The organism is Ruegeria sp. HKCCD3925 (assembly GCF_057221175.1).
Genome location: NZ_JBWVBI010000007.1, coordinates 134636 through 157617, shown reverse-complemented (window position 1 = coordinate 157617; position 22982 = coordinate 134636). Strand labels below are relative to the sequence as shown.

At 60.0% G+C, this 22982-nt stretch carries 23 protein-coding genes and 1 tRNA gene; 2 read left to right on the top strand and 22 right to left on the bottom strand.

The genetic code is table 11. The features are described 5' to 3' along the window. Nucleotides 1-27: 27 nt before the first annotated feature. A complete protein-coding gene (locus AC2TEM_RS17560) occupies nucleotides 28-405 on the bottom strand; it encodes a winged helix-turn-helix transcriptional regulator (RefSeq protein ID WP_170397987.1) in 378 nt (125 codons plus the stop codon). A 181-nt stretch (nucleotides 406-586) separates the two neighbouring features. Here AC2TEM_RS17560 and AC2TEM_RS17555 point away from each other — a divergent pair, with 181 nt between their 5' ends. Continuing rightward, the gene (locus AC2TEM_RS17555; RefSeq protein ID WP_170425438.1) at nucleotides 587-1351 is read left to right on the top strand and encodes a nuclear transport factor 2 family protein; all 765 of its coding nucleotides are present in this window, start codon (nucleotides 587-589) and stop codon (nucleotides 1349-1351) included. 101 nt (nucleotides 1352-1452) lie between these two features. Here the strand turns inward: AC2TEM_RS17555 and AC2TEM_RS17550 are convergent, their stop codons facing one another. The 4 genes from AC2TEM_RS17550 to AC2TEM_RS17535 form a co-directional block, all read right to left on the bottom strand. Next, nucleotides 1453-2373 (bottom strand): pentapeptide repeat-containing protein, encoded by a 921-nt coding sequence (locus tag AC2TEM_RS17550; RefSeq protein WP_170397991.1) that lies wholly within the window; start codon nucleotides 2371-2373, stop codon nucleotides 1453-1455. A gap of 137 nt (nucleotides 2374-2510) precedes the next feature. Further along, the gene (locus AC2TEM_RS17545; protein ID WP_480856341.1) at nucleotides 2511-3821 is read right to left on the bottom strand and encodes a gluzincin family metallopeptidase; all 1311 of its coding nucleotides are present in this window, start codon (nucleotides 3819-3821) and stop codon (nucleotides 2511-2513) included. Nucleotides 3822-3833: 12 nt separating this feature from the next. Beyond that, the gene (locus AC2TEM_RS17540) at nucleotides 3834-5171 is read right to left on the bottom strand and encodes a TfuA-like protein (protein ID WP_170425441.1); all 1338 of its coding nucleotides are present in this window, start codon (nucleotides 5169-5171) and stop codon (nucleotides 3834-3836) included. Then, nucleotides 5168-6361 carry a YcaO-like family protein gene (locus AC2TEM_RS17535; protein ID WP_170425444.1) on the bottom strand — a complete coding sequence of 398 codons (1194 nt, stop codon included), beginning with the start codon at nucleotides 6359-6361 and terminating at the stop codon, nucleotides 5168-5170. The genes AC2TEM_RS17540 and AC2TEM_RS17535 overlap by 4 nt, the downstream gene beginning before the upstream one ends. 160 nt (nucleotides 6362-6521) lie before the next feature. On the opposite strand from AC2TEM_RS17535, the gene AC2TEM_RS17530 reads away from it, so the two are divergent. Continuing rightward, nucleotides 6522-6597, top strand: a tRNA-Thr gene (locus AC2TEM_RS17530). A gap of 27 nt (nucleotides 6598-6624) precedes the next feature. On the opposite strand, the gene AC2TEM_RS17525 is transcribed toward AC2TEM_RS17530, so the two are convergent. From AC2TEM_RS17525 to cobA, 17 genes are all read right to left on the bottom strand, one after another. Continuing rightward, a complete protein-coding gene (locus tag AC2TEM_RS17525; RefSeq protein WP_480856340.1) occupies nucleotides 6625-7521 on the bottom strand; it encodes an FAD:protein FMN transferase in 897 nt (298 codons plus the stop codon). Further along, the gene (locus AC2TEM_RS17520; RefSeq protein ID WP_480856339.1) at nucleotides 7518-8033 is read right to left on the bottom strand and encodes a nitrous oxide reductase accessory protein NosL; all 516 of its coding nucleotides are present in this window, start codon (nucleotides 8031-8033) and stop codon (nucleotides 7518-7520) included. Before AC2TEM_RS17520 ends, AC2TEM_RS17525 begins: the two co-directional genes overlap by 4 nt. Beyond that, nucleotides 8030-8851: an ABC transporter permease gene (locus AC2TEM_RS17515; RefSeq protein ID WP_480856338.1), complete on the bottom strand. Its 822-nt coding sequence runs from the start codon at nucleotides 8849-8851 to the stop codon at nucleotides 8030-8032. The genes AC2TEM_RS17520 and AC2TEM_RS17515 overlap by 4 nt, the downstream gene beginning before the upstream one ends. After that, nucleotides 8848-9741 (bottom strand): ABC transporter ATP-binding protein, encoded by an 894-nt coding sequence (locus AC2TEM_RS17510; protein WP_480856337.1) that lies wholly within the window; start codon nucleotides 9739-9741, stop codon nucleotides 8848-8850. Before AC2TEM_RS17510 ends, AC2TEM_RS17515 begins: the two co-directional genes overlap by 4 nt. Next, the gene (locus AC2TEM_RS17505; protein ID WP_170636625.1) at nucleotides 9731-10987 is read right to left on the bottom strand and encodes a nitrous oxide reductase family maturation protein NosD; all 1257 of its coding nucleotides are present in this window, start codon (nucleotides 10985-10987) and stop codon (nucleotides 9731-9733) included. The genes AC2TEM_RS17510 and AC2TEM_RS17505 overlap by 11 nt, the downstream gene beginning before the upstream one ends. A gap of 2 nt (nucleotides 10988-10989) precedes the next feature. After that, nucleotides 10990-12897, bottom strand: a complete 1908-nt coding sequence (nosZ, locus tag AC2TEM_RS17500; protein WP_170466506.1) for a TAT-dependent nitrous-oxide reductase — start codon at nucleotides 12895-12897, stop codon at nucleotides 10990-10992. Between the two features lie 15 nt (nucleotides 12898-12912). Further along, the gene (locus tag AC2TEM_RS17495) at nucleotides 12913-15063 is read right to left on the bottom strand and encodes a 4Fe-4S binding protein (protein WP_480790615.1); all 2151 of its coding nucleotides are present in this window, start codon (nucleotides 15061-15063) and stop codon (nucleotides 12913-12915) included. A 17-nt stretch (nucleotides 15064-15080) separates the two neighbouring features. Further along, nucleotides 15081-15545, bottom strand: a complete 465-nt coding sequence (locus tag AC2TEM_RS17490; protein WP_170398112.1) for a DUF2946 family protein — start codon at nucleotides 15543-15545, stop codon at nucleotides 15081-15083. A 102-nt stretch (nucleotides 15546-15647) separates the two neighbouring features. Continuing rightward, a complete protein-coding gene (locus tag AC2TEM_RS17485; protein WP_170398115.1) occupies nucleotides 15648-15911 on the bottom strand; it encodes a hypothetical protein in 264 nt (87 codons plus the stop codon). After that, nucleotides 15868-17421 (bottom strand): nitrite reductase, encoded by a 1554-nt coding sequence (locus tag AC2TEM_RS17480; protein WP_170425514.1) that lies wholly within the window; start codon nucleotides 17419-17421, stop codon nucleotides 15868-15870. The genes AC2TEM_RS17485 and AC2TEM_RS17480 overlap by 44 nt, the downstream gene beginning before the upstream one ends. Then, nucleotides 17396-18610 (bottom strand): heme d1 biosynthesis radical SAM protein NirJ, encoded by a 1215-nt coding sequence (gene nirJ, locus AC2TEM_RS17475; protein WP_170425517.1) that lies wholly within the window; start codon nucleotides 18608-18610, stop codon nucleotides 17396-17398. The genes AC2TEM_RS17480 and nirJ overlap by 26 nt, the downstream gene beginning before the upstream one ends. Nucleotides 18611-18613: 3 nt before the next feature. Continuing rightward, the gene (ahbB, locus tag AC2TEM_RS17470; protein WP_170425520.1) at nucleotides 18614-19096 is read right to left on the bottom strand and encodes a siroheme decarboxylase subunit beta; all 483 of its coding nucleotides are present in this window, start codon (nucleotides 19094-19096) and stop codon (nucleotides 18614-18616) included. Then, nucleotides 19093-19542, bottom strand: coding sequence for an AsnC family transcriptional regulator (locus tag AC2TEM_RS17465; RefSeq protein ID WP_170425523.1), 450 nt, complete (start codon nucleotides 19540-19542; stop codon nucleotides 19093-19095). The genes ahbB (AC2TEM_RS17470) and AC2TEM_RS17465 overlap by 4 nt, the downstream gene beginning before the upstream one ends. Continuing rightward, the gene (gene ahbB / locus AC2TEM_RS17460; protein WP_170425526.1) at nucleotides 19539-20528 is read right to left on the bottom strand and encodes a siroheme decarboxylase subunit beta; all 990 of its coding nucleotides are present in this window, start codon (nucleotides 20526-20528) and stop codon (nucleotides 19539-19541) included. Before ahbB (AC2TEM_RS17460) ends, AC2TEM_RS17465 begins: the two co-directional genes overlap by 4 nt. Nucleotide 20529: 1 nt before the next feature. Then, nucleotides 20530-21675 (bottom strand): cytochrome D1 domain-containing protein, encoded by a 1146-nt coding sequence (locus AC2TEM_RS17455; RefSeq protein WP_170609189.1) that lies wholly within the window; start codon nucleotides 21673-21675, stop codon nucleotides 20530-20532. After that, the gene (locus AC2TEM_RS17450; protein ID WP_480459890.1) at nucleotides 21672-22043 is read right to left on the bottom strand and encodes a c-type cytochrome; all 372 of its coding nucleotides are present in this window, start codon (nucleotides 22041-22043) and stop codon (nucleotides 21672-21674) included. Before AC2TEM_RS17450 ends, AC2TEM_RS17455 begins: the two co-directional genes overlap by 4 nt. Next, complete coding sequence (gene cobA, locus AC2TEM_RS17445) at nucleotides 22036-22797, bottom strand: uroporphyrinogen-III C-methyltransferase (protein ID WP_170425532.1); 762 nt, start codon at nucleotides 22795-22797, stop codon at nucleotides 22036-22038. The genes AC2TEM_RS17450 and cobA overlap by 8 nt, the downstream gene beginning before the upstream one ends. Between the last annotated feature and the right edge of the window lie 185 nt (nucleotides 22798-22982).

The following is a 22982-nucleotide window of genomic DNA, read 5'->3' as shown; positions in this document are numbered from 1 at the left end:
GCTGCTGCCCGATCTCGCCTATAAAAATCAACTCGCCTGTTCGCGGTCGAACTGCATGCGTAGTCGCCTGACTTCATCCATCTGCTCATGCGACCAGAAGACGAGCGGTTTCAGCATTTCAAGCAGGCTTCGGCCTAAAGGTGTCAATTCATAAGACACTGCCACTGGCGGTCCGGGATCGACGGTGCGGGTCAAATAGCCATCACGTTGCAATCCGCGCAGGTTTTCGGTCAACACACTTTGTGTGATGTCTCCGATACAGCGCTTGAGATCGCCAAAGCGTTTCGGCTCATCCTCCAGCGCAAGGATGATGATCATCCGCCATTTGCCCGTCACATTGGACAGTACGGAACGGATTGAGCAGTTGGAAGCTTCTGCCTTGTTGGCAACACCAATTGGTAGCATCTCAGTCTCTGGTATTGTTTCGAAACTTAATCGCACAATAACGTCACCTTAGCTTCGGTACAACTCCCTGAAAATTCAGGCAGTAGCCTCAAGCATACCAGGTCATTTTAAAGTACGTAATTGAAATGTAGTATGGATTTGCTACCACGTATCCAGTAGATACGAATCACAGGAAATCAACATGTCCCCCAAAGAACTTGTAATCGCACTTTTTACGGCTGCCTTTGCTGAACATGACCCGCAAGCAGCGCTACAGCTCGTTACCCCGGACTATATTCAGCACAACCCGCAAGTCCCGACCGGAGCCGAAGGCCTGGCCGGCCTGATCCCTTTGGTCGAACAATCCGGGATGACTGCAACTACCCACCGGGTCATCGCCGAGGGCGATATGGTTGTATTGCACAGCACGTTCGACAACGCGGACGCTTTTGGTGCACCGACCCTCGCCGCCTTTGACATATTCCGCGTCGAGAATGGCAAAGTTGCTGAACATTGGGACAATTTGCAGCCCGTTCCTGAAACAACAGTGTCGGGCCGTGGCATGACAGATGGGCCGACCGAGATCACCGATCTTGAGAAAACAGAAGAAAACAAGGCGCTGGTTCTGGGGTTTGTGCGTGACGTTCTGGGCGGTGCCGCGCCCGAGAAAGCTCCGATGTATTCCGAGGTCTATATGCAGCACAATCCAATGCTTGCCGATGGGATCGATGGCCTGATCGAGGGCACCAAAGCCTGGGCAGAGCAGGGGAATGTGATCACCAAATTCGAGCCGCAGATTGTGGTGGCCGAAGGCAACTTTGTCTTTGTCGCCTCAGATGCCACCGTCAGCGGGAACCCTTGGGCCTTCTTCGACCTATGGCGCGTCGAAGATGGAAAGATCGTTGAACATTGGGACGTCGTTTCGCCTACGCCAGCCGAAATGGCGCACGAAAACGGCAAGTTCTGATCTTCGAAAGGGATGGCGGGTCAGGCATAAATGGCCCGCCAACCCAAAGCAGACGTTGGAATAAAACCAAACGTCAATCGGTCAGGATCATTTCAACCTTCCTATTCACCACGTGCCTTTGCGCCGCTGACTTTGGCACCTGACACCTTAGCACCGGACACCTTGGCCCCGCTGACCTTGGCGCCCGAGACCTTGGCCCCGCTCACCTTGGCGCCCGAGACCTTGGCTCCGGACATCATCGGTGCGTCATACTCAAAATAGACGTCCAGCAGCACGTCTTCGATCTGACCGGCTGCGATATCCATGCGGATGGTGTAATCGGCCTGATCGTAGTTCCAGACGCGAATATCATTGGCCATCTGGTAATCCGCTGCCGCGACGCCCGAAACCGAGGGGTTCATCGGCGCGCGTGCGGCCTGTTGCGTGGTGTCCGGCGCGTTAGCGTCATTGCTGGTCTGCAGCTTGAAGCCATGGGGCAGGTTGCCACCCGTCGCGCTCTCGCCTTCGCCATGCACCAGAAAGATCGTGGGTTCTGGCATCTCGTAATAGGTGCCGTCATAGGCGAAGCCGTAAATCCGGGCCAGTCGTGCATCGCCTCCGAACTGGTCCCCGATGAAATTATTGACGCCGCGACCCCTCCGGCGGCCATCCTGTTCGATGAACAGCTGTTCCGAGTGCCGGTTCGCGATCTGCTGCCAGTGGGTATGCTTGAACTGACGTCCGCGGCGTATATAGACAAACGAGTCGTGCGGAACCTTCTTCCGCTTGTCGAACTTGAACTTGTCGCCGTCCTTGATGACCTTGTAGATGCCGGACTTTTCATTCGCCGCATCCCCGACCTGGACCAGAACGCGATCGTCTTCCCGGACATGCACGCCGTCGATTTTAGTGAATTTCTTACTGAAGTCGTAGTCTTCCTCAACCTCTTCGGCCAACCGGACCGAGCGTTGTTTCAGTTTTAAATCACTTAACTCTCGCCCAAACAGTAATACCTCGGAAAAACTGAGTAAGGACTCAGACATATCACTTTCTCCCTATCGGGGGTCGACGCTGCCGATTGCCTCGCCTGTCCCGGTTTGCGCATTCAGTGCGCGTTGAATGTCACTATTATCACCCCGTGCGCGTAACCTGCCACAATAGCGGGGGAAAAACAAAGACTTTAAGGTTCATTCACCTCGGGTGACAGCGTACGAACCGACGCGGCATGGCTCGTTCCGTCGGGCTTGGTCAAACGGGGGCCGGGCGCTGTCAATCCGATGTGGCGCATGCGGAAATTGCCTTCGATAATCTGCCGGAATGCGCCGCCGGTGACCTCGTGATCGACCATGACCAAGGCGCGTTCAACGCCGAAGTAGCTCAGTATATCGGGGTCCAATTTCTCCCACGCATCTGCAAGATAGGACCCCAGCAAATCACGCGCTTCGATCAGGGCGACCCGAAAGCCTTCGGGGTCGGCTGCGTAGTGTTCGTCGAACAGGTCCTGCATGATCGCGTTGTATTCGTCGGTCCCTTCCAACTCGTCCGAGAGCTCCTCCATCTCCGGGTCGATCACGTCATGTGCTACCAGTCGTTCGTGGTAGATATCGACCAGAATATCGAACATCGCCCCGGTCAGTGGTTCCGACAGGGCGTGTTCGCTGGACCATCCATGCGAGAATTCAGAAAGCGTCCGGTCATTGGCGGCGATCCGAATTTGCGAGTTCTGCGACAGCTCGGCAAAGCGGCTCAGCCGGTTATAGGTATAAAGGTTGCCGCGCGTGTTTTTCAGCAATTCATCCACGACTGAGCCGAAATGCAGCGACGCCAACAGCGCCACCATATCGGCCGCCGATTCATGGAACCCGTAATATTCGCCGGTCGCGTCCTCTTCGGATGGCATGCCGACCACGCTGTAGATGATGGCATGGCCGATCTCATGCGCGACCACATCGAAGTTCAGGCTGTAGGGGCGGTATTCGTCACCGATATCGCGAGTGCCACCGGTTTCCAGAAATCCCCAACCGATATGCGCGTTATCTAGACTTGGCAGCAACGATAGCTCAAGCCGCTCGAAATCACGCGCGAAATGCCAGGGGATCGGGCGATTAAAATAGCCCTCCCACACATCCATGGTGAAATGGGCCGCTCCGAACAGATGGGCGGCTTCAAAGGCCGGGTCCTCGGGATCGATATGGATGAAATTGCCAAACTCATCGGGCTCGGGCGGCGGCAGGATATAGCCGTCCCATGCGGGCAGATACATCTCGGGGCCGTCTTCACCCTCGATCATCGCGCCATAGGGGGTCGTTTTGTCGACCGGGTACATCGCATACATGCGGGGGCCCGATGGGCCTGGGCCTATGGTCCCTTGCGGGGCCGATATTTCGACCAGTTCGGGCTTGGAATTCGGCTCTAAAAAGGGCGATTGCGGATATAGTAAGAACCGCGTGCCGGGGGGGTCATTCTCTGAATAGTCGGGCCAGATTGCCAATTTTCCCTCCCGTTATCCGCCGGCGTGCAGACCGGCTGCCAATCCGGCCTCTTGGTCAACCGGATCGCCACCAGCTTGGCAAAACATGAACTCGGCGGCAATCAAATCAACCAAGGCATCGCGCCCCTCAAGGCCATGCCCGATCGCGTAGGAGTCAAGATCATCCGGCACCCTCTGGTCAAGACGTGTTTCAAAATACCAGACCAAGGCACGCGTTCGAATTGCGGCGTTGCTCGGGTCCAGCGGCAGCGCCGCTTTGCGCTGGGCCCGGTCGCGCAACGCGCTGTAGTCGCCCGAGCGTCGAAGCTCGGCTAGCAAAGCGGCATCCATTGTCTCGGCCAGCGTTTGGATTGCGATATCGACACGGGATTTGTCGGCCAGCATCGCCTCGTACTGCACAAGGGTCAGGTCATTTTCTTCCAGCCATTCGAGCAAATCCGCATGGCGGGGTAGCCGGGCCTCCAGCCGATGTTCGGTCATCTGCTTGACCACGGCGTCTTTATCCGGGTCCAACCCCTGTCGGCGGGTCTCGTCCTTAGACAGCAAGCCTAACGCTGCGCGATCACGCAGATGCGCGTAGAGAACCGGATCAAGCCGCAGCTCATCCACTAGCGCCCGCGCCTCGCTATCCTGTTGTGCGGCTTCCCGATCCACACGAGCGCAGAGGTCACGCCAGACCAGCGTCCGTTCGGTGCGATGTGAGTCTGACACATTCGTTCCAGCATTCAGAAAGCGGGCCATCTCAGCCAGCATCGCGCGGGCGTCATCCCCTTTCGCATCCACCTGTCCCTCGGGCAACCATCGTTGAAAGGGTTGCGGGTCCGAAACGCCCTCAAGGATGCGATCCCAAACCCGGTCACGGTAGTGCAGGTCTTTCGCCTTTTGCTGCAACGCGTCGCCCGTCTCAGACGACAACACACCCGCTGTCTTGGCTTGCGCAATGGTGGCGCGGATCGAGACCATAGGCTCGCTCAGCGGTGGAAAGCCAAGCTCGGCAGGGCCGTGCAGCACCGCTACCTCGTCATCATCTTCGATGGCACCATTCAGGTAACCCTCAAAAATCTGGCCGATCCCGATCATCCCGAAATCCGCCAGCTCTGCCGCGCGCAGCGCACCCATGCTGGCACTACCAAAGACCGGTATACCTTGCTCCAAGGCCCACAGGATTTCCTTGTGCCAGACCGAGGGCACCCCGTCGAAATACCCGTCTATAATCCCGATCGCACGCGGCTTTTCCCGCACTGCCCGATACACATCGCCCTGCTGAACCGGGGGTAGGATAGTGGCGTTCAGATGTTCGCGCACGGCTTGGGCCCGTAGCGTCGGCCCGACAAAAACAACCACACTCATGACATCACCGCTCGCGCACGGGGGCCTGCGACAAAGTCGGGATCGTCATGGGGCGCTTCCAAGCCCGGTATCACCGCGCGCACCACTGCGATGTCAATTTCGGGTCGCGACAGATCAACAGTGACCACCTGATCAATGCCTGCCTCGGACAGGCGCGCCAGCAACAAAGACAGGTCATCCGTGAACGATCCGGTCACGTAGGTTGGGCATTCGGTGAAATCACCGATGGGCGCCGAGCCATCGATCAGTTCGCGGATGTATCCGCTGCGCCAGTTCCGGGCAGTGTCTGAGAACTCTTCCGGGTCCAGATCATCCCGCGCCCCTGAGATATAGGTCAGCCGTGTTTGCGCCGCTTCGGTCAGCGCCCGCAGTAGGGCAATGGCGCGATCCGGGTGGCAGCCGTCGCCGATGCCGATATGGCCCGTGGTGCCTCCGTCCTCACATATCGCGCAGCGAAAGCTGGCGATGCCGATGTCCGAGGTCGTGTCCCAGATTCCCAAATCAAGCCCCGCCGCAGAAATCTGTTCCATCGCCTGAAGGCAACGCGGGTCGTCCACTGTACGGGGATTAACACGCGGGGTTGTGCCCTGATGGTGCCACAGCGTTGTGGCGTCACGCTCGATCAACTCGCAGATCGCGTGGCAACTGGCTTCGGTCAGGTTGTTGCCGGACGCCAGCCCGTTTGTCGTTCGCGGAAACGCCCGCTGCCCAGCCACGGGCGAGGTGGTATAATCGGTGTCCACCATCTCATACGGCACCCAGCAGGGCTGGCCCGAGGGCAGATCGCGCCCCAGCACCCACAGTATCGCCTGATGAGGGTCGAACTGCCCGCCGGTGACGCTGGGCAGACGGTCGGCATCGACCACATACTCCACCGCCAGATCAGCAAAGCTGGACAGCCGTAGCGGCAGTTCGATCCGCTCTGCGTGCCAGGATTCAATCGCTTCCATCACGCCCGAAGCCCGGGCTGCGCTCAGCGACAGCCCCTTGCCCAGCGACACCGCGACCGAGCGCGAGTTTGGCCGCGTCACCATCACTGTCGGCATTCCAACCCGGTCCAGTCCCGTCAGGTTGGCGATCCGGGTTATGCCCATCTGCTTGAGGAATGGTTTGACGATGGCCAGGGTCTCTTCCGGGTCGCGCAGCCGGTGGGTGTCTAGCACATAAGACTTCTGCGAATTCCCGGACATCCAAATGACCTTGCCAAATATCTGATAAACCACTGTAACCCGCCGGGCGGATCATGTCGGCGTCAGGATGCGGGATGAATGCGTAGTGGTCAACCGCGCACCGGCCCGGCAATCCACGCTTGCATGACCCGCGCGCTGCCGTTAAACGAGCTTCCGCATCGCCTCAATAGCTCAGCTGGTAGAGCAGGTCCTTCGTAAGGACAAGGTCGGGGGTTCGAGTCCCTCTTGAGGCACCATCCCCTTACGACAAGCTTTACCCGCGTTCAGATACTCATCTCGATACGCGCGCCCGGAAAACGCGATATCAGCGCGTTTGTTTTGGCACGCGGGGTTACGCATAGGGCGGTTGAGAGCCCGTCTGCCAACGCCGCCTGCGGAGCCGAGACCGATACAGCCTGATAGGTCGCACCCAACCCTTTCGGGTTCAGGATATGCCCCTGATCGCCCTGCAGCATGGTGCCTTCGGGGGCCGAGGTTGCGACGGCGCGGTCCTGCAGTGTGATCCGCTTGGCGACAGCACCGTCGGGCTTGGCCAGCCCGACGCGCCACGGCTCGCCATTGCTCCGCTGGCCAAGGGCGGCGACCTCGCCCATATCCACCAGCACATCGCGCAGATCGAAGGATCGCATCAAAGCGGCAATCCGGTCAGTGATCGCACCTTGAGCAATACCGTTCAGGGTAATCGCCGAGCGTCCGGGATGCGGCAGGCGGATCTCACCGGCGCTTACGTGAACCTTGTCCCAACCAATCGTCTGGCGTGCACGTTCCACCTGCGGCCCCGCCGCGCCACTGGCGAGTGCTAGCCACAGCGGCTGGATCGTCGGATCAAACACCCCGCCCGAAGCGTCGTGAAGCGTGGAACACAGGCTCAGCACCTCCAGCAGCTCAGGCGCCGGGGTGACCAGGTGGCCGATCCGGTTAAGCTGACTGATCTGCGAGTGCGTCCGGTAGAGGCTGAATATATCCTCCAGCCGATTCAGCTCTGCCTCGACCGCAGCAAAGATCGGCGCGGCCTGTGCGCCCGTCGAGCCTTCCAGCCTCAGGCTGGCGGGTGCGCCCAGCGCGATACCGCGCCATTGGGCGACGTTGCCAGCAGCAGCGGGTACGGCGGCGCAGGCGGCTGAGATGGCCAGGAAACGGCGGCGGGTCAGAATGGTCATGCGGGCGTCTCCAGCGCGAGGTTCAAATCGACGGGGCCCAGCACTTCGGCATCGGGAATATCAGACAGTGGCAGGGCGACGCCGCCATATTCGGCAATGAACGCCCCTGCCGCGGCGGGGTCGCCAAAGGGCACGATTTCGCGCGCACCCATGCCGCCGGCCACATCGGCGCCGACGACAAAGGTCGCACCATCGGCGGCGATCCAGTTGGAAATCCCCGGTTGCCGCCAGCTGGGCGCGACGCTCATGTCACTGACATAAACAGCGGTAATCTTCGCATCGCGTTCGGGGCTTTTCAGATAGGCCAGCATGTCGCGCACCTGCGCAAAAAACAAAGGCGCGGGATAGCCTTCCAGATGGATCTGCCCTTTGGGCCCGCCATGTTCCGCGATGTTCATCTGGCAGAAATAACTCAGCGCATCCGGGGTGAGATCAACCGGGTCGGGGGCCTCGGCCACCTCTTCTTTGCAGGCCGTCAACGCGACCAGAGCGATCAGGGCAAGGTATCTCATGGCTCAACTCTCCGAAATGCGAGACGCGCGAGGGCAAAGCCCAGCACCGGCCAGATCAGCAGCGAGGCAGGCGCGGCCCAGACCGGCAGGGCCTGCGCCGCCCCGGTCATGCCCGAGGCTATCGCGACGCCCTCGGTTGCGGCGATGTTCCACAAACGGAATGCGTCGGCCGGGTTGGCCACCATCACCCACGGAAAGACGGATTGGGTGAAGGTGCCGCCCTTGTCCATGACGACGGCCCCCAACAGGCCCAGATCATAGAGGACGACAAAAACCAGCCAGAGCCCGGCCGACAAACCTGCCGCCGCCGTGGCCCCCTTTGCCAGGGCGGACAGCAAGTATCCAAGCGCCAGAAAGACAGCGCCCAGCAGGATAGATGTGAGGATCAGGCGGACCAGAGCCATCAGGCTTTCCGGACCCGCGCCGCCAAAGAAGGCGGCCACTGCGCCAGCGGTGCCGAAACCGATGGTCATGGCAAAGACCAGCGCGGCCAGATGGGCGGTGAACTTGCCCAACAGGATTTCTCCGCGCCCGGCCGGGTAAGACAGCAGCAGTGACAGGCTGCCGCGATCCACGTCGCCCGCGATGGCGTCAAAGGCGATCATCAGCGCCAAGAGCGGTGCAAGATAGACCGAAAGCGTGGTCATCGAGGCCACCGAGACGGTCAGCATTTCGACTCCCAACGTGCCGGTTGGTGCGCTGCCCGCAAAGGTCAGCGCCAAGGCGAACAGAACCATGATCAGCGTGGCGACCAGCAGCCAGCGGTTGCGGCGCAGGATCAGCATTTCAGTGCGGGTGATGGCGAGGAAGCGGGTCATTGCAAATCCTCCTGTGCGTAGTGGCGATAGAGGTCTTCCAGCTTGGGCGGGGTCATTTCCACATCCGCCACAGCGTCGCCCAATCCGGCGATCCGGCGCAGCGCCTCCATCTTGTCTTCGGGTGCGCAGAGCAATTCAACGGATGCCCCATTGATCCGGTTGCCACCCAGTTCGGCGGCCAGCACATCAGGATTGGCACTGGCGCGCACCTTCAGGCGGATCGGCAGACCGGCCAGAGCCGACAGATTGTTCAGCGTGTCATCAGCGACCATCCGGCCCTTGCGCATGATGGCGATGCGATCAGTACGGGCCTCGACCTCAGTCAGCGCATGGCTGGCAATTAGAACGGCTGTGCCTTGGGCAGCCAGCTCGTCGATGATGGCATAAAGGTCCTGCCGCGAGATCGGGTCCAGCCCGCTTGTCGGCTCATCCAGCAAAGCCACTTTCGGTTGACCCAACAGCACCTGCGCCAGACCCAGACGTTGCCGCATGCCTTTGGAATAGGCACCGATCCGGCGGTCCAATGCGTCGCTGAGACCAACGCGCTCCAATAGGCCAAGCACGTCGGCCTTTGCGCCTGAAAGCTGCGCAAACAGGGTCAACTGCTCGCGCCCTGTCAAAGCGGGATGAAACGACACCGCTTCGGGCAGATAGGCCGTCTCGCGACGCGCCTGCGCGCTACCGGGGGTGGCATCTCCGATCCGGATGGCTCCGCCATGAATCGGCGTCAGGCCGAGGATGGATTTGATCAGGGTCGACTTGCCCGCGCCGTTATGGCCCAGCAGCGCCACGCGCTGACCGGGGGCAAGAGACAGGGTGATATCGTCAAGAACGCGGGTTTTCCCTCGGTCCTTGAGAACATGGTCGATTGACAGGGCCTTATCCGTCATGAGGCACCTTTTTCATAGCTGGGGGTTCAGGGGCTTGCATCAATGGGTTGCTGTCCATCACACCCCCCGGCAACAACGCCGGGAAGGCCGATTGCGACCAGCGCACCAGTTGCACGGCAGGGGAGCCGAGCAACAATTTGGCTGCGGGTTGGGTCCACAGCACATGGTCCATACTGTCATTGGGGCGATAGGGGGCATCGGCAATGCCGTTGCCATCCACATCATAAGCGGCGAAATCGGACCAGTAGTTGCCGCGCCCGTCTTCGGACCACTCGACCCATTTAGTCGAGACGTATTTCACCTGCGTCCGGTTCCCGATGAATGAATTGCCAACGATGCGGTTGCGCTCGCTGCCAGCGGTAAAGTGGATGCCGATGCCGCACCCCTCAAACCAGTTATCAGTGAACTCGTTCTTGTTCGAGTTATAGAGGAAGGTGCATTTCTCTTTCGCACCTTTCACAACGTTTCCGGTGATGGTGCTTTTGTTGGCATAGTTCAGCATGACGCCATGTTCGCGGTCGCCGATCGAGACGTTGTTGGCGACTGTCACATTGGTTGTGAACATCACCGCATAGCCTAGATCGTTGCCGATCGAGACATTGTCGCTGACCACCGAATTGTCGGCATACATGTAGTGCACGGCAAAACGCAGATCACGGAACAGGTTACCGGTGAAGGTGTTCTTCTTCGACGAGTTTACAAAAATCCCGTCGCGGCCATAGCGGATGTCATTATCCTCGACCACCGCACCCGGCGCATTCCAGACGTAAACGCCATTGCCGCGCTCGTTCATGCGCTGGTCCTGCCGCCCTTCAATCCGATTGCGCCGCACGATGCTGTCCTTCGCACCGTGAATGTCGATGCCATAGAGATTGCCCAGCAGCACGTTATCCTCGACCACAGGCGCTTTGGCCGTCTTGGTCAACTGGATGCCGCTGTCGATCCCATCATGGTCCGAGCCCGATCCGATCACCGTCAGACCGCGCAAGGTCACACCCGGCCCGGTCACGGTGATGACGCTGCCTTCGCCTTGTCCGTCGATGGTGGCCTGTCCCAGCCCGTCAATCGTGACGGGCCGGTCCAGAACCAGCGTTTCTGTGTAAACGCCGGGGCTCAGGCGGAGGGTGTCCCCATCCGCCGCCTGCGCCAGTATCTCGTTGATGGCCCCCGCCCGGTTGGGCACATCCCAGTCCGCCGCCCAAAGGGGCGAGCCAAGCAGGAGCGGTATGAGCAGGGACCAACGCATGGTTACGCGCTCCGCGGCTCAACGAACATCCGGCCGCGCATCTCCATGTGCAGCGCGTGGCAGAACCACTGGCAATAGAACCAGTGCACGCCCGGACGGTCGGCAATGAAGGTGACCGAGGCGGTGGCCTGCGGCGCAACCTCCATCGCGATGCCGAAGTTCGACAGGCACAACCCGTGGGTCACGTCATCCACGTCATCCAGGTTGGTGACATACAACGTTACCTCGTCACCCTGCTTGACGGTGAACTTCTCAAGGCTGAACACCGGTGCGGTCGAGGTCATGTAGACCCGCACCTTGTTGCCATCGCGGATTGGCTCCTCGGCGCCCTCTTCAAGGTCCACACCATCGGCGGCAGCCTGCTGGCGCGCTTCTTCCCACATCGGGTCGTTGCGATCCCAGACATTGACCGGGTTCACCTTGGACCGGTGCACGAGGATCGAGTCATGCGGTTCCGCGAAGGTCGGGCCGTCATGGACCACCTTCATCTTATCACCCGAGATATCGATCAACTGCTCGTTTTCCGGCTTCAGTGGCCCGACGTTCAGGAAGCGGTCTTTCGAGAACTTGTTCATCGAAATCAGCCACTTGCCATCAGCCTCAGCCGTTTCGCCCATCGAGGTCGAATTGTGGCCCGGCTGATAATGCACATCCACTTTGTCGAGGATTGGATCAACATCCGCACCACCGTAGGCTTCGATGGCCTTGGCGATGTCCCACTTCACCACCTGGCTGTCCAGGAAAAGGGTGGTGTAGGCGTTGCCTTTGCCATCAAACGCGGTGTGAAGCGGGCCAAGACCCAGCTGCGGTTCCGCCACAATGGCCGAACGTGGATCGGCATTGTCGGCAAACAGCGCATCGACCTTTTCCACATCGATCACGGATACGGTCGGGGACAGCTTGCCGTTGATCATGATGTGTTTCTTGTCGGGTGCTGCGTTCACTCCGTGCGGCGAGTTCGGGATCGGGATGTAACGGGTCAGGTTACCGCCCGCCTCTTTGCGCCCGTCCACGACCTTGACGCCGTTCAGCTCCTGATAGTTGCCAGCAGCAATCGCGTCTTCGATGCCTTTCAGGTTGAACACGACCACGTGGTCCAGCTCATTCTCGGTCATCTCGGCCAGGTTCATACCCATTTCCGAGTTATACGAGGTCGAGAATGCGTATTTGCCCTGATAGTCGCAGTCAGTGTTGTCGAGGTTGCCCGACACCATCACCTGCCATGCGATCTCCATCGTATCACCATCAATGGCAGTGAAGATGTTCACATATTGCGACGGATCATCGAGGATCTCGCCATCATTGACCAGCGGGGCCTCGTGTTCGCCATTGGCGAAGATATAGCCGGTGCGCGGGTATTTCTGCGGACGCAGACCGTGGATGTCATGCGCGTTCGGGATTTCGATGATCTTGTCGCATTTCATCACGTCGCAGCGGATGCGCGCGACGCGTGTGTTGGCCTTGTCATTCATGAACAAATAGCGGCCATCATAGGTGCCATCGGTGAAGGACATGTGCGGGTGGTGCAGGTCGCCATTGTCGTAGGTGACTTTGCCATTGGCGGCCAGGTACTGCTTGGTCTCTGGCAGCAGCCCTTCGGTCAGGATCTTCAGCGACTCGTTGGTCTGGCCCCAGCCGGTGGCCGAGCAGCGGTTGAATACCGGAATGCGCATCAACTCGCGCATCGACGGCACGCCGAGGATACGCACCTCGCCGGTCTGACCCGAGGACCAGAAGCCGTAATATTCGTCCAACTCGCCGGGCTCCAGCGCGGCATTGGCGGCGGCGCTGGCCTCTTTCGCGGTCATCAGGGTGCTGCCCAGACCGGTTCCGGCCAACACGGCGCCGGTTGCAGATGCACCCAGCAGTCCGCGGCGTGTGACGTTCAGTTTCTTATCGTGTTCCGACATGATCGTTCCTCCTTTTTAGGAAACGGTTTGCGGTTTGGCGTTCGGATGGTTCGCCGGTGGTTGTCCGAGGGGGGTTTTCGGTTGAACCGACCCTGTCTTGGCCCGCCGTTTCAACTGGCGGATAACGACGGGACATTTGTCCTCGGACTGGTAGAGCACCTGACAATGCAGGCAGGTGACGCACTCGTTCGGATTGATCTCACCGGTGGGGTGGATCGCCTGAACGGGGCATTCGTTGGCGCAGGTCTGACAGGGGGTGCCGCAATCCTTGTAGCGGCGCAGCCAGTCGAACATGCGGATACGGGCAGGGATCGCCAGCGCACCACCCAAGGGGCAGAGATAGCGGCAATAGAACCGTTCGATGAACAGCCCGATCCCCAGCAGGGTCAGCGCAAAGACCACGAAGGGCCAGTCGCGCATGAACTTCAGAATGATCGCGGTCTTGAACGGCTCGACCTCGGCATAGGTTTCAGCCAGCGGGATCGAGACAAAACTGATCCCGAACAGCACGAGGAAGATCATGTATTTCGCGGGCCAGAGCCGCTCATTCAGGCCCCAGGGCAGTGTCCATTGCGGCACCTTGAAGGCCCGCGCGATCTTGTTGGTCAGTTCCTGCAGCGCGCCAAACGGGCACAGCCAGCCGCAATAAGCACCCCGACCCCAGAACAGCAGCGCGGCAGCGACAGCGAACCATTGGATGAAGACCAACGGGTCCAGCAAGAAGGCATCCCAGGAGAAGCCGGTGCGCAAGCTGCCTGCCAGCGCCATCAGGTTCACCACGCTCAGCTGCGCATTGGCGTACCAGCCGATGAAGAACAGCGTCATGGTCAGGTATCCGATGCGGAACCAATAGAAGACGCGGGCGTTCATGGTGGCGTGGAACTGGAAGAAGAATGTCGCCGTCAGCACCAAAAGCATGACGCCCAGCACCCCGATCTCAACCGTGCGATCCTTCCAGATGCGTTTCCAAAGCGCGGCCTTGGCTGCTGCCTCGCCGGTGGCGTCATCGACGACTACAGGGGCCGTAACGGGCAGCAGATACTGCTCGGGCAGTTTGTAGCCCAGATCGAAGGTCAGAAAGGTCTTCTCAACCGCGCCCACAGCCCGCTGCGCCAACAGTTGCAGGCGGAAGGGCTCGGCCGGATCAAACTCGGCCTCAGCGGGGATCTTGAAGATGTCCAATTCCGTGAAACTTGGGGCATCGGGTACCGCAACCTTGCCCAACCGGCGCTGCTGCTTGTCGAAGAATCGCACCGAATTGTCGCCTTGGATCAACTGAATCCGGTCGAAAATCCCGCCCCGGACATAGCCCGAGCCCTTGAAACTGTAGGCCCCACGCCCCAGCACCAGAATGGCCTGCTCGCCTTCGTCCAGCCAGTCGACCATGTTTTGATATTCGGCCTCACCCAGCAGCGACTTGCCGATCGATGGCACGGATACCAACGCCATATGCATATCAATATAGGTGTCATCGGGTTCGCCGGGTTCAGGGCGTTTGATGGCGCGCTGATCTCCGGTGGCTTCGAACGCAGCGTTGACCTGCCCGATATCCAGCGTTAGTCGCCGGACCGAGCCGTCGCCGGATAGGGTGGTCCAGTCGTATACCGCATCCTGCGCCAGATCGACTTCGCGTTTCGGCCCATCGGCCTGCAGCGGAGACAAACCGCCCAACCCCAGCGCCCGCGCCACCTTGATGCCGCCGCGCACAAGACTGTCATCAATCACCATGATCGTGACGGTGGCCCCCGAGATGATATCGAGGTCATGCCCCTCACCGCCGGTTTCAGCCTCAACCTTCAAGTCCAGACCGGCATAGCCTTCGGTCAGCTCAACCATGCGCGCGTTGGGGATGCCAATCAGAACGATGGGCTCCGAGTGTTTGACCAGTTGCACACCGGTTAGCACCGCTTGATCATCGATGGCGGCGACCACATGGATCGGTTTGCCGGAATAGCCGGTGGTGCCAACGAAGTCAGAGGTTAGGAAGGCCCAGGCAACGGTCTCGCCGGCCTTCAGAACGGGTGCAACCGGAACGTCATCGCGGACCGGCCCAATGGCATCAGCACCGGGGGCCAGATCGGCGGGTTCAATCTCGGGCAGGAAGCTGGCGAGGCTGTCGGCATGGGCACTGATCGCCATCAGGCAGGACAGGGCAAGGGCCAGCATTATGTGGATTGCGCGACTTACGACCACGGCGCACCTCCGATACTTAGGGTGGACGCCATGGACGCGCGCAGGGTGCGTTCAGCAGTTTCTTGGGTCGGGCGCGGAGGTCCCCGGGTTTCGGGCCACAGCTTATGCGACTTGTACAACATGGAAGATTTGCTGTTCTGAAGCTGTACAACACGGAAGTTTCCGATTTGCGGTATCTGCACCAGCTCGGGTGCGGGCGCTGCACTGGTGACAGCGCACAGCGCGCAATCGGCGCATTTTGGGCAGTACGCGGTCGGGTCTTCGGTGTCCTCCTCAAGATCAACTTCAACCCAGACCGCGCCGCCTTCCGAGCAGATCTCCATCCAGACACTTTCACCGGGACTCGCCAGCACCGGTCCAAAGGCCTGCAACAACAGAAGGAATATGCCTGCCAACCCACATGCCGCGCGAGTTGCGCGTACAGGGAGATTGTGCAGAGGGATCAGGGCAGGCATGGAGTCTCCGACTCGGAAAGCTATGCCTTTGGGGTATTGGATTCTACCGAGTCGCGACTTGACTTAGGTTAGGTAAAGCAAATTTCTGATTTTCTTTTCAAATCAATCGTCTGCCTCATCCATCAGGCCACGCACCCAGCGCCCTGCCAGCCATGAGGCGGGCACGCCCAAGGGGATGGACCATAAGATCGCAGGTACTGGTTCAATGGCACCAAACCCCGCGCTGTGCAGGATCAGTCCAGCCAGAAACAGGTTGATGGCCACGGTCAGAGCCGTGGCTGGGTAAAGCAGGATGGCCAGCTTCCAGACCGGCCATTTGCCTTCAGTGGCTGGTGCCTTCCGAGAAGGTGATTTTGTTCCAGACATTGTACTTCCCAGACGGTTTGCGCATTGGCAGGCGGCGGACCTCTTCCAGCGTTTGCGCGTCATAGACGATCACCGCGCCGTCATCTTCCCAGATCGAAACCAGCGCGTGACTGCCATCCTTGGTGAATTCTACATGCGCCACGGTCTTACCCGGCGCGGGGCGCAAAGTTCTCACGATTTCAAGGCTTTGCTTGTCGATCACGTGCATGGCATCCTTGTTCGGGCCAAAGAACACATCGGCCCAGACGTAAGGCGAGTTCTCATGGCTGCGCATGAAAAATCCTGGCCCTTCGGTTTTGATCCGCTTGACGGTTTCCCATGTTCCCATGTCGATCACCGAGACCGTGCCATCGGTCAGATGCGGCGTCGCCATCACGGTGGTGTCGCCCTGCTGCCAGGTGATCCCTGAACCTAAATGAGGCATCCCCGGCAGGTCCAGATCTGCGATCTTATGACCGATCACCAGATCAATCACCTGCCCGCCCTTGCCATCACGCGAGGCGCCCATAACGTATTCATAACTTTGATCGAAAAAGAAATCGTCCAGATAATCAGGCGTGGTGATCTTGCGCACGGGGAACGGGTCGGGGTTCTTGAACTGCCCCTCGATGCGGAAATCGTGGCCTATACCGGATTGCGGCGGGTTGGCCCCGTAGAACACCTCCCAAATCTCGGGGACATCCTTCAGCGCCAGAACAAAGCTTTCGCGCGGCGGTGCCTGATAAACGGCGGAAACACGGCTGGGAACGCCCTTTTTGCTTTTGACTTCAATGACTTTCGCGACCGACAAGTCCTCTGTCGACAGCAGGGTCAGCGAGTTCGGTAAATAGTTCGCTACCGCCACCCATTTGCCGTCACCCGACATGGCGATGTTGCGGCTATTTAACCCCGCGCGCACGCGGCCCACCTGTTTCAGCGCCCAGATATCATATTTCTGCACCCAGCCATCGCGCGACATGATGAAGACATAGCGCCCATCGGGGCTGAACTTCGGCCCACCATGCACGGCGAACGGGGTTTCGAACCGATCCAGAACCTCGAACGTATCGCCGTCCAGCACGCTGACATGATGATCGCCTGTTTCCACCACCAGCGTGATGTTCATCGGGTCGCTGTCCCAGACAGGCGCGTCAACCGATACGTACTCATCATCCAGAGTCCGGCTGGCCATGATATCGGCCTCACCCCATTCGGGATCGGTCTCCAGCGGAGATTTCAACCATCCCGCCAGTTCCTCGATCTGCAACGCGTCCAACTCGTGCGAAAACGCAGGCATCTGGGTGGCCGTACGCCCTTCGGCAATCACCGCCGCCACGCGTGGCCCACGCATCCGTTTCAACGTCTCGGGGATCAGCGCCGGACCGACCCCACCCAGACGGTTTTCGCCATGACATGAGGCACAGAATTCAGCATAATCCGAAGGTGCATCAGCCCAAGCTGCGCCGGTCAGCAGCAGCGAGCAGAATGTGCCGATTTTCAAGGTGTCAAAAGAATTGATGCGCCGGATCATGGCTTTTCCCTCGGAACGGCGTGACCTGCAGACGCTCGCCTGCGCCCTGCACGCCGATTTCTTCGTTTGATAGATAGCAGGCCGGGTCCTCGGCCCACGGGTCGCCGGTCAGTTGCAGAGCACGGATGCGGGTGTTGCCGCCGCAGACATCCTTTAACTGACAGGCCCCGCAACGCCCCTTCAAAGGACGCGGACGGGTACGCAGCATCGCCAGCATCGGGTCATCGCTGGTCCACAGCTCGGAAAACGGTTTGGTCTTCACATTGCCGACCGTGTAATCGGACCAATAGGTGTCGGGATGCACGCGGCCCAGATTGTCGATATTGGCCACGCCCAGCCCGCTGGAGTTTCCACCCCACGCCGCCAGATGCTCTCGCACATGCGCTGCCTTATCGTCGTCGAAATGCGCCCGGACCCAGTTCAGGAAATACCCGGCATCGGCATCGTTATTGCCAGTCACGATATCCAGCGGACGACCGCCCGAGACGGCTTCCCACGCACGTTCCAACAACAAATCCAAACCCTTACGGGTGCGCAAATGCTCGGCATCCTCGCCTCGGTTCTTGTCACCGCGCCCGGCATAGACGAGGTGAGACAGGTAGAACTTGTCGACACCCTCGTCGTCGCACAGTTGCAGCAGGTCAGGCAGGTGGTGCTGTGTGCCCTCGGTCAGGCAGAAGCGCAGACCCACTTTGATGCCGCGCTTCTTACATTCGCGTACGCCGCGCAGGGCGTCGGCAAAAGCCCCTTCGACGCCCCGGAACCAGTCGTTTGTGGCCCCGATCCCGTCCAGCGAAATGCCGACATAGTTGAAGCCCACGTCGGCGATCATGTCGGCGGTTTCGTCGTAAATCCGCGTACCGTTGGTCGACAGTGCCAGCATCGGCACCAGATCGCGGGCGCGTTTGGCGATGTCGAAGAAATCGAACCGGTCCAGCGGTTCCCCACCCGAGAGGATCAGGGCCGGGACGCGGAATTGGCCCAGATCCTCAAGGGTTACCATGGCTTGCTCGTGACTGAGCTCACCGGGGAACGGGACATCCGCCGAAACGGTGTAGCAATGGCGGCATTTCAGGTTGCAACGCCGTGTCAGGTTCCAGATCACCACCGGTTTCACCGGGCCGGGGCGGCGTTTGCGCACTGGGGTCGGTTTCACGAGCTGGTGCATGTATTCGGTCAGGCGGAACATGTCTCAGCCTTTCTTTTTCAGGCGCAGCCCGGTCTTTTTCAGGATACGCGTGGAATAGAGGATATCTTTGGCCCGGCAGGCATCGCCGAGGATTGTCGTGATCTGGGCGCGCTTGTCCTCGACCTCTTGCCCGTCCGATCCGTGAACCATGGCAAACAGATTGTAGGGCCAGTCGGGCAGGGCGCGCGGGCGTTCATAGCAATGGGTGACGAAGGGTAGCACACCAATCTGAGCGCCCAATTCAGCGACGCGGTCATCGTCGACATCCCACACAGTCATGCCGTTCGAGGTCATGCCCAGTTTATAGTGGTTGGGGGCAGCAGCGATGCGCCGGATGACACCCTGCGATTTCATATCGGCCAGACGGGACATCAGAGTCCCTTCATCCAAACCCAGCGTCTCGGCCACCTGGGCGAAGGGGGCGGGCACAAGGGGCAGGCCGCCTTGCAGCGCCTCGATAATCTCTCTGTCTTTTGCGTCGATCATGCCGCCACCCGGAAGCCGATGAAGAATTCCTGAAGTTTGGGGAATTGCAGGACCGCGATCCCGGTTTCCCGTTCGATAGCCTCGGCTGTGGCTGCGATCCCCTCGGGTGTTTCGGTCGCCAGAACGAACCACATGTTCAGCCGGTGCGTGCGTTCATAATTATGAGCAACCTCGGGATGCGCATTGACTTTGGTCAGGACGGTTTCGAATTCACCCTGCGGCACGGCCATTGCGCACAAACAAAACGCACCCCCCATTGCAGCTGCGTCGAAGAACGGACCAAAGCGGGTGATTACGCGCGCGTCTTTCATGCGGGTCAGGCGGGCCAACAGGTCGGACTCGGTGATTGCCAATTCCTGGGCAATTGCAGCGTAAGGATGCGCCGTCAGCGGCAGGTCATCCTGCATCCGGTTCAGGATCGCGCGGTCGGTGTCGTTGAGCGTCATGCGGCGGCCTCCTTCGGTTGGATCAATGCACCGGTCTGTTTGAAACAGCGGGTCGAGAACAGGACTTTGCGCTGCGCGCCAAATAGTTCGGGCAGGGCGGCGGCCCCGGCCAAAACCTCCATTGCCTCAGGGCGCGAACGCGCATGGATCATGGAATAGAGACGATAGGGCCAGACATTCTCGACCGGGTTGCGCTCATAGCACAGTGTCACACCTGGATGCGCTGCCAGTGCCGGGCCAGCGCTGCTGACCTGCTCGGCCGGCATATCCCAGACTACCATTGCATTGGCGGACCAGCCCAAAGCGCGGTGGCGTACGATGACCCCCAGGCGAGAGATGATCCCGGCCCGGTGCAAGGCGGCTACGCGATCCATCACGTCGTCTGTGTCGCGGTCCAGGGTTCGGGCCAGCGCCGCATAAGGATCTGAGACCAGCGACAGGCCGGAACTGAGGGCCTGCAACAGGGGGCGGTCGCCTTCTCGCATTGCCGAACGATCCACTTTTCGCGGGCCAGGGGCATTGCGGGTCTCGCCCGACATACGAAAGCCCAGATCAATGTTGAACGGCCGAACCAGCCACAAATCCAGAACCCGCAGCCCCGAGCGCTGCGAGATCCTTGCGAGGGTGTCGTTCACATGCGCCCGGTCCGGGCCAGTGGCCACAAACCAAAGGTTCCAGTCATCCTCGCGCTGGTAATTGTGGTTCACACCTGGTTCCGCATCGATCAGCGCCGCGACCTCTTCCAGCCGTTCTTCCGGAGCCGCCACAGCCGCCAGCGTACTGGCGGAAACCGCGCCGGGTGCGATAGTCGCACCAACCCGCGTTATGCGCCCGGTTTTGCGCATCCGGGCCAGACGGTCGAGCACCTCTGCCTCTTCCAGCCCAAGGGCGTCGGCCAGAACCTGAAACGGGCGCTCTACGATGGGAAAATCACGCTGGAAATCGTCCAAAAGACGGCGGTCGATCGGGTCGGTGATATGCTGCATGTCAAAGCCCCATTCTGTGCGCACGGGCGGTGAAGAAAATGCCGGATGGGCTGTCGGCGTCGATCTCGCGCAGTTTTTCAAACGTTTGCGTGTCGTAGACCATAACCTTGTTGGCGTCGCGCACGCTGATCCAGACCTCATGCCCTCGCGGAGTGAACTCCATATGCAGTACGGCAGGGCCGGGTTTGAATTCGTGAATGATCTCCTTGGTCACAGAATCAATAACCTGAATGGTGTCGTTCAAAGGGTGGGCAAAGTTTACCCAAACCTGCCGCCCGTCAGGACGGGCCATGGCAAAGACCGGCTGACCATGGGTCTGCGTACGTCCGGTCTCGGTCAGAGTGTCGGCGTCGATCCACAGAACCTCGTGATGGCCGACGGCAGGCAGCACAAATTCGCGCCCCGTCAGCGCCCAGCCTTCGAGGTGAGGCATCTTGTAGACCGGCATCTCCTCTTGCCCGCGCCCATAGTTGGGCAGCACGCGGATGGGTTCGGGCGTCTCGGCCCAAAGGTCCAGCGCGGTCAGGCCATCCTCGCCAAACAAGCCGGTGATATAGGTGCGGCCATTTGCGGTGATCAGCGCGTCGTAAGGATTCTTGCCCATGTCGGGGATCTTGGTGATCGCGGGTGCGCCGTTGGAGAAATCAGCAATCCAGGTCTCGCCCGTGTCCCACATGGTAAAAACAAACCGGCGGCTGGGTGCATCGACCAATCCGATGGTTTTGCTGTCGGTAGGAATGTCCGCGACCATCTCTAGCGTGTCCGCATCGAAGACGCGCACACCGCCAGGTTCATAATTCGATACAGCGACCAGCTCGCCGTCATCCGAAATGGCACCGCCAATGGCGTTGCCCGCCTGCACGACCCGGTTCACGATCTGGCGGGTGACGATATCCACCTTAGTCAGGCCGCCGTCTCGTCCAAATACATAGGCAAAGCGTTCATCGGGTGAATAGACCAGCGAGGCATGGGACAGATCGCCCAGACCTTCGATCCGCGCCAGCGCTGCGCGGTCGGATTGGTCCACCAGAAGAACCGAGCCCTTGGCGCGTTCGATCACAAGTCCTAGGTCGCCGGTCGCCGTGGGTTCAGCCTGGGCGGTGGTCATCATAAGGGTGGCGGCGAGGGTAAGGATGAGCTGTTTCATTGTGCCTCCTGTGCCAGCAGGTAACGGGCGATCCATTCGGCCTCTTCTTCGCTGATCAGAGGCCGCCATGGGGGCATCGCGGTGTCGGGAATGCCGTCGAGGATCACGCCGGTCAGAACGTCCGCGTCGTAGTGCTCCAGAGTCTCGGATCTCAGATCAGGGCCGAGACCACCTTTCAGCGACAGCCCGTGGCAAGAGCCGCAGTCCTGATGGACAAGACGCTTCAGTGCGTTGGGGTCAAGAGTGTCGGCGGCGAAGGCCGTGGTGGCAACAAGCACTGCGGAAGTGAGAACAGCACGTGCCGCCCACCCTTTGCGTCCTCTCACAGCCGGTTGCTGTGCCGGCCTTCTGGAACCGAACTTAGCCATGCGCCTGCTCCAAAAGGTCGGCCACAGGCCGTTCTGCGTAAAGTGAAACTACCTTGCCGATGATGAACAGCGTGGGCGCCTTTAGCCCGGCCTTGCGCACATCAGCGGCCAGCCGATCCAGCCGGGATACCATCCGGCGCTCATCAGGTGTGGTCGCTTTGCCAACCGCCAAAACCGGAGTTGAGCCGGGCAGGTTCTCGGTCATCAGTCCCATGGCGATCTGGCCGATATTGGCGACGCCCATATAGACGACTAAGGTCGAGTCCGGGTCGGCCAGACGTTTCCAATCCAGATCCAGCACCTTGTCGGCCTGTCGGTGCCCGGTGACATATTGCACCGATGTCGCCAACCCGCGATGGGTCAGCGGCACGCCTGTCGAACAGGATGCCCCCTGCGCTGCGGTAATGCCTGGCGCGTATTCGACTGGGATGCCGTTTGCCATCAGGTACGCGGCCTCTTCCGAGCCGCGTCCGAAGATCATCGGGTCACCCCCCTTGAGGCGAGCAACGGTGTGACCGGCGCTGGCTTCCTCGACGAGGATTTCGTTGATGCGATCCTGCGGCACGGTATGACACTTGGGGGCCTTCCCAACCGGGATCAGCCGTGCGCCATCAGCGTGCAGATTGAGGATATCGGCCGAGACCAGACGGTCATAGACCACCACGTCCGCCTCTTGCAGCATCCGCAGCGCGCGCAGGGTCATCAGTTCGGGGTCACCGGGGCCTGCGCCAATCAGAAAAACCTTACCGCTCATGTGCAAACTCGCTTGGTCTGAATGTCTTCGGAGCCCGGAATTCCTGCGCGATCAGGGGACGTTGCTGGGTGGGCCGGGCGTGTCATGCGGCCAGACTGGCGTAATCGGAAAGGAACCTCCTTGACTAAAGTTAAGGAGCGCGGGAATTGCCCCGCGCTCCTTTCGGCTTGCCTGTATGATTGCCT

What these genes read in the sequence shown, in the direction of transcription:
- nirJ (WP_170425517.1), bottom strand. Translation starts at nt 18,610, where the DNA reads ATGTTCCGCCTGACCGAATACATGCACCAGCTCGTGAAACCGACCCCA.
- AC2TEM_RS17560 (WP_170397987.1), bottom strand. Translation starts at nt 405, where the DNA reads ATGCTACCAATTGGTGTTGCCAACAAGGCAGAAGCTTCCAACTGCTCA.
- ahbB (WP_170425520.1), bottom strand. Translation starts at nt 19,096, where the DNA reads ATGATCGACGCAAAAGACAGAGAGATTATCGAGGCGCTGCAAGGCGGC.
- AC2TEM_RS17510 (WP_480856337.1), bottom strand. Translation starts at nt 9,741, where the DNA reads ATGACGGATAAGGCCCTGTCAATCGACCATGTTCTCAAGGACCGAGGG.
- AC2TEM_RS17525 (WP_480856340.1), bottom strand. Translation starts at nt 7,521, where the DNA reads ATGACCATTCTGACCCGCCGCCGTTTCCTGGCCATCTCAGCCGCCTGC.
- AC2TEM_RS17490 (WP_170398112.1), bottom strand. Translation starts at nt 15,545, where the DNA reads ATGCCTGCCCTGATCCCTCTGCACAATCTCCCTGTACGCGCAACTCGC.
- AC2TEM_RS17505 (WP_170636625.1), bottom strand. Translation starts at nt 10,987, where the DNA reads ATGCGTTGGTCCCTGCTCATACCGCTCCTGCTTGGCTCGCCCCTTTGG.
- AC2TEM_RS17550 (WP_170397991.1), bottom strand. Translation starts at nt 2,373, where the DNA reads ATGTCTGAGTCCTTACTCAGTTTTTCCGAGGTATTACTGTTTGGGCGA.
- AC2TEM_RS17520 (WP_480856339.1), bottom strand. Translation starts at nt 8,033, where the DNA reads ATGAGATACCTTGCCCTGATCGCTCTGGTCGCGTTGACGGCCTGCAAA.
- AC2TEM_RS17515 (WP_480856338.1), bottom strand. Translation starts at nt 8,851, where the DNA reads ATGACCCGCTTCCTCGCCATCACCCGCACTGAAATGCTGATCCTGCGC.
- AC2TEM_RS17495 (WP_480790615.1), bottom strand. Translation starts at nt 15,063, where the DNA reads ATGCTGGCCCTTGCCCTGTCCTGCCTGATGGCGATCAGTGCCCATGCC.
- nosZ (WP_170466506.1), bottom strand. Translation starts at nt 12,897, where the DNA reads ATGTCGGAACACGATAAGAAACTGAACGTCACACGCCGCGGACTGCTG.
- AC2TEM_RS17485 (WP_170398115.1), bottom strand. Translation starts at nt 15,911, where the DNA reads ATGTCTGGAACAAAATCACCTTCTCGGAAGGCACCAGCCACTGAAGGC.
- AC2TEM_RS17480 (WP_170425514.1), bottom strand. Translation starts at nt 17,421, where the DNA reads ATGATCCGGCGCATCAATTCTTTTGACACCTTGAAAATCGGCACATTC.
- AC2TEM_RS17455 (WP_170609189.1), bottom strand. Translation starts at nt 21,675, where the DNA reads ATGAAACAGCTCATCCTTACCCTCGCCGCCACCCTTATGATGACCACC.
- cobA (WP_170425532.1), bottom strand. Translation starts at nt 22,797, where the DNA reads ATGAGCGGTAAGGTTTTTCTGATTGGCGCAGGCCCCGGTGACCCCGAA.
- AC2TEM_RS17450 (WP_480459890.1), bottom strand. Translation starts at nt 22,043, where the DNA reads ATGGCTAAGTTCGGTTCCAGAAGGCCGGCACAGCAACCGGCTGTGAGA.
- AC2TEM_RS17540 (WP_170425441.1), bottom strand. Translation starts at nt 5,171, where the DNA reads ATGAGTGTGGTTGTTTTTGTCGGGCCGACGCTACGGGCCCAAGCCGTG.
- ahbB (WP_170425526.1), bottom strand. Translation starts at nt 20,528, where the DNA reads ATGCAGCATATCACCGACCCGATCGACCGCCGTCTTTTGGACGATTTC.
- AC2TEM_RS17555 (WP_170425438.1), top strand. Translation starts at nt 587, where the DNA reads ATGTCCCCCAAAGAACTTGTAATCGCACTTTTTACGGCTGCCTTTGCT.
- AC2TEM_RS17535 (WP_170425444.1), bottom strand. Translation starts at nt 6,361, where the DNA reads ATGTCCGGGAATTCGCAGAAGTCTTATGTGCTAGACACCCACCGGCTG.
- AC2TEM_RS17465 (WP_170425523.1), bottom strand. Translation starts at nt 19,542, where the DNA reads ATGACGCTCAACGACACCGACCGCGCGATCCTGAACCGGATGCAGGAT.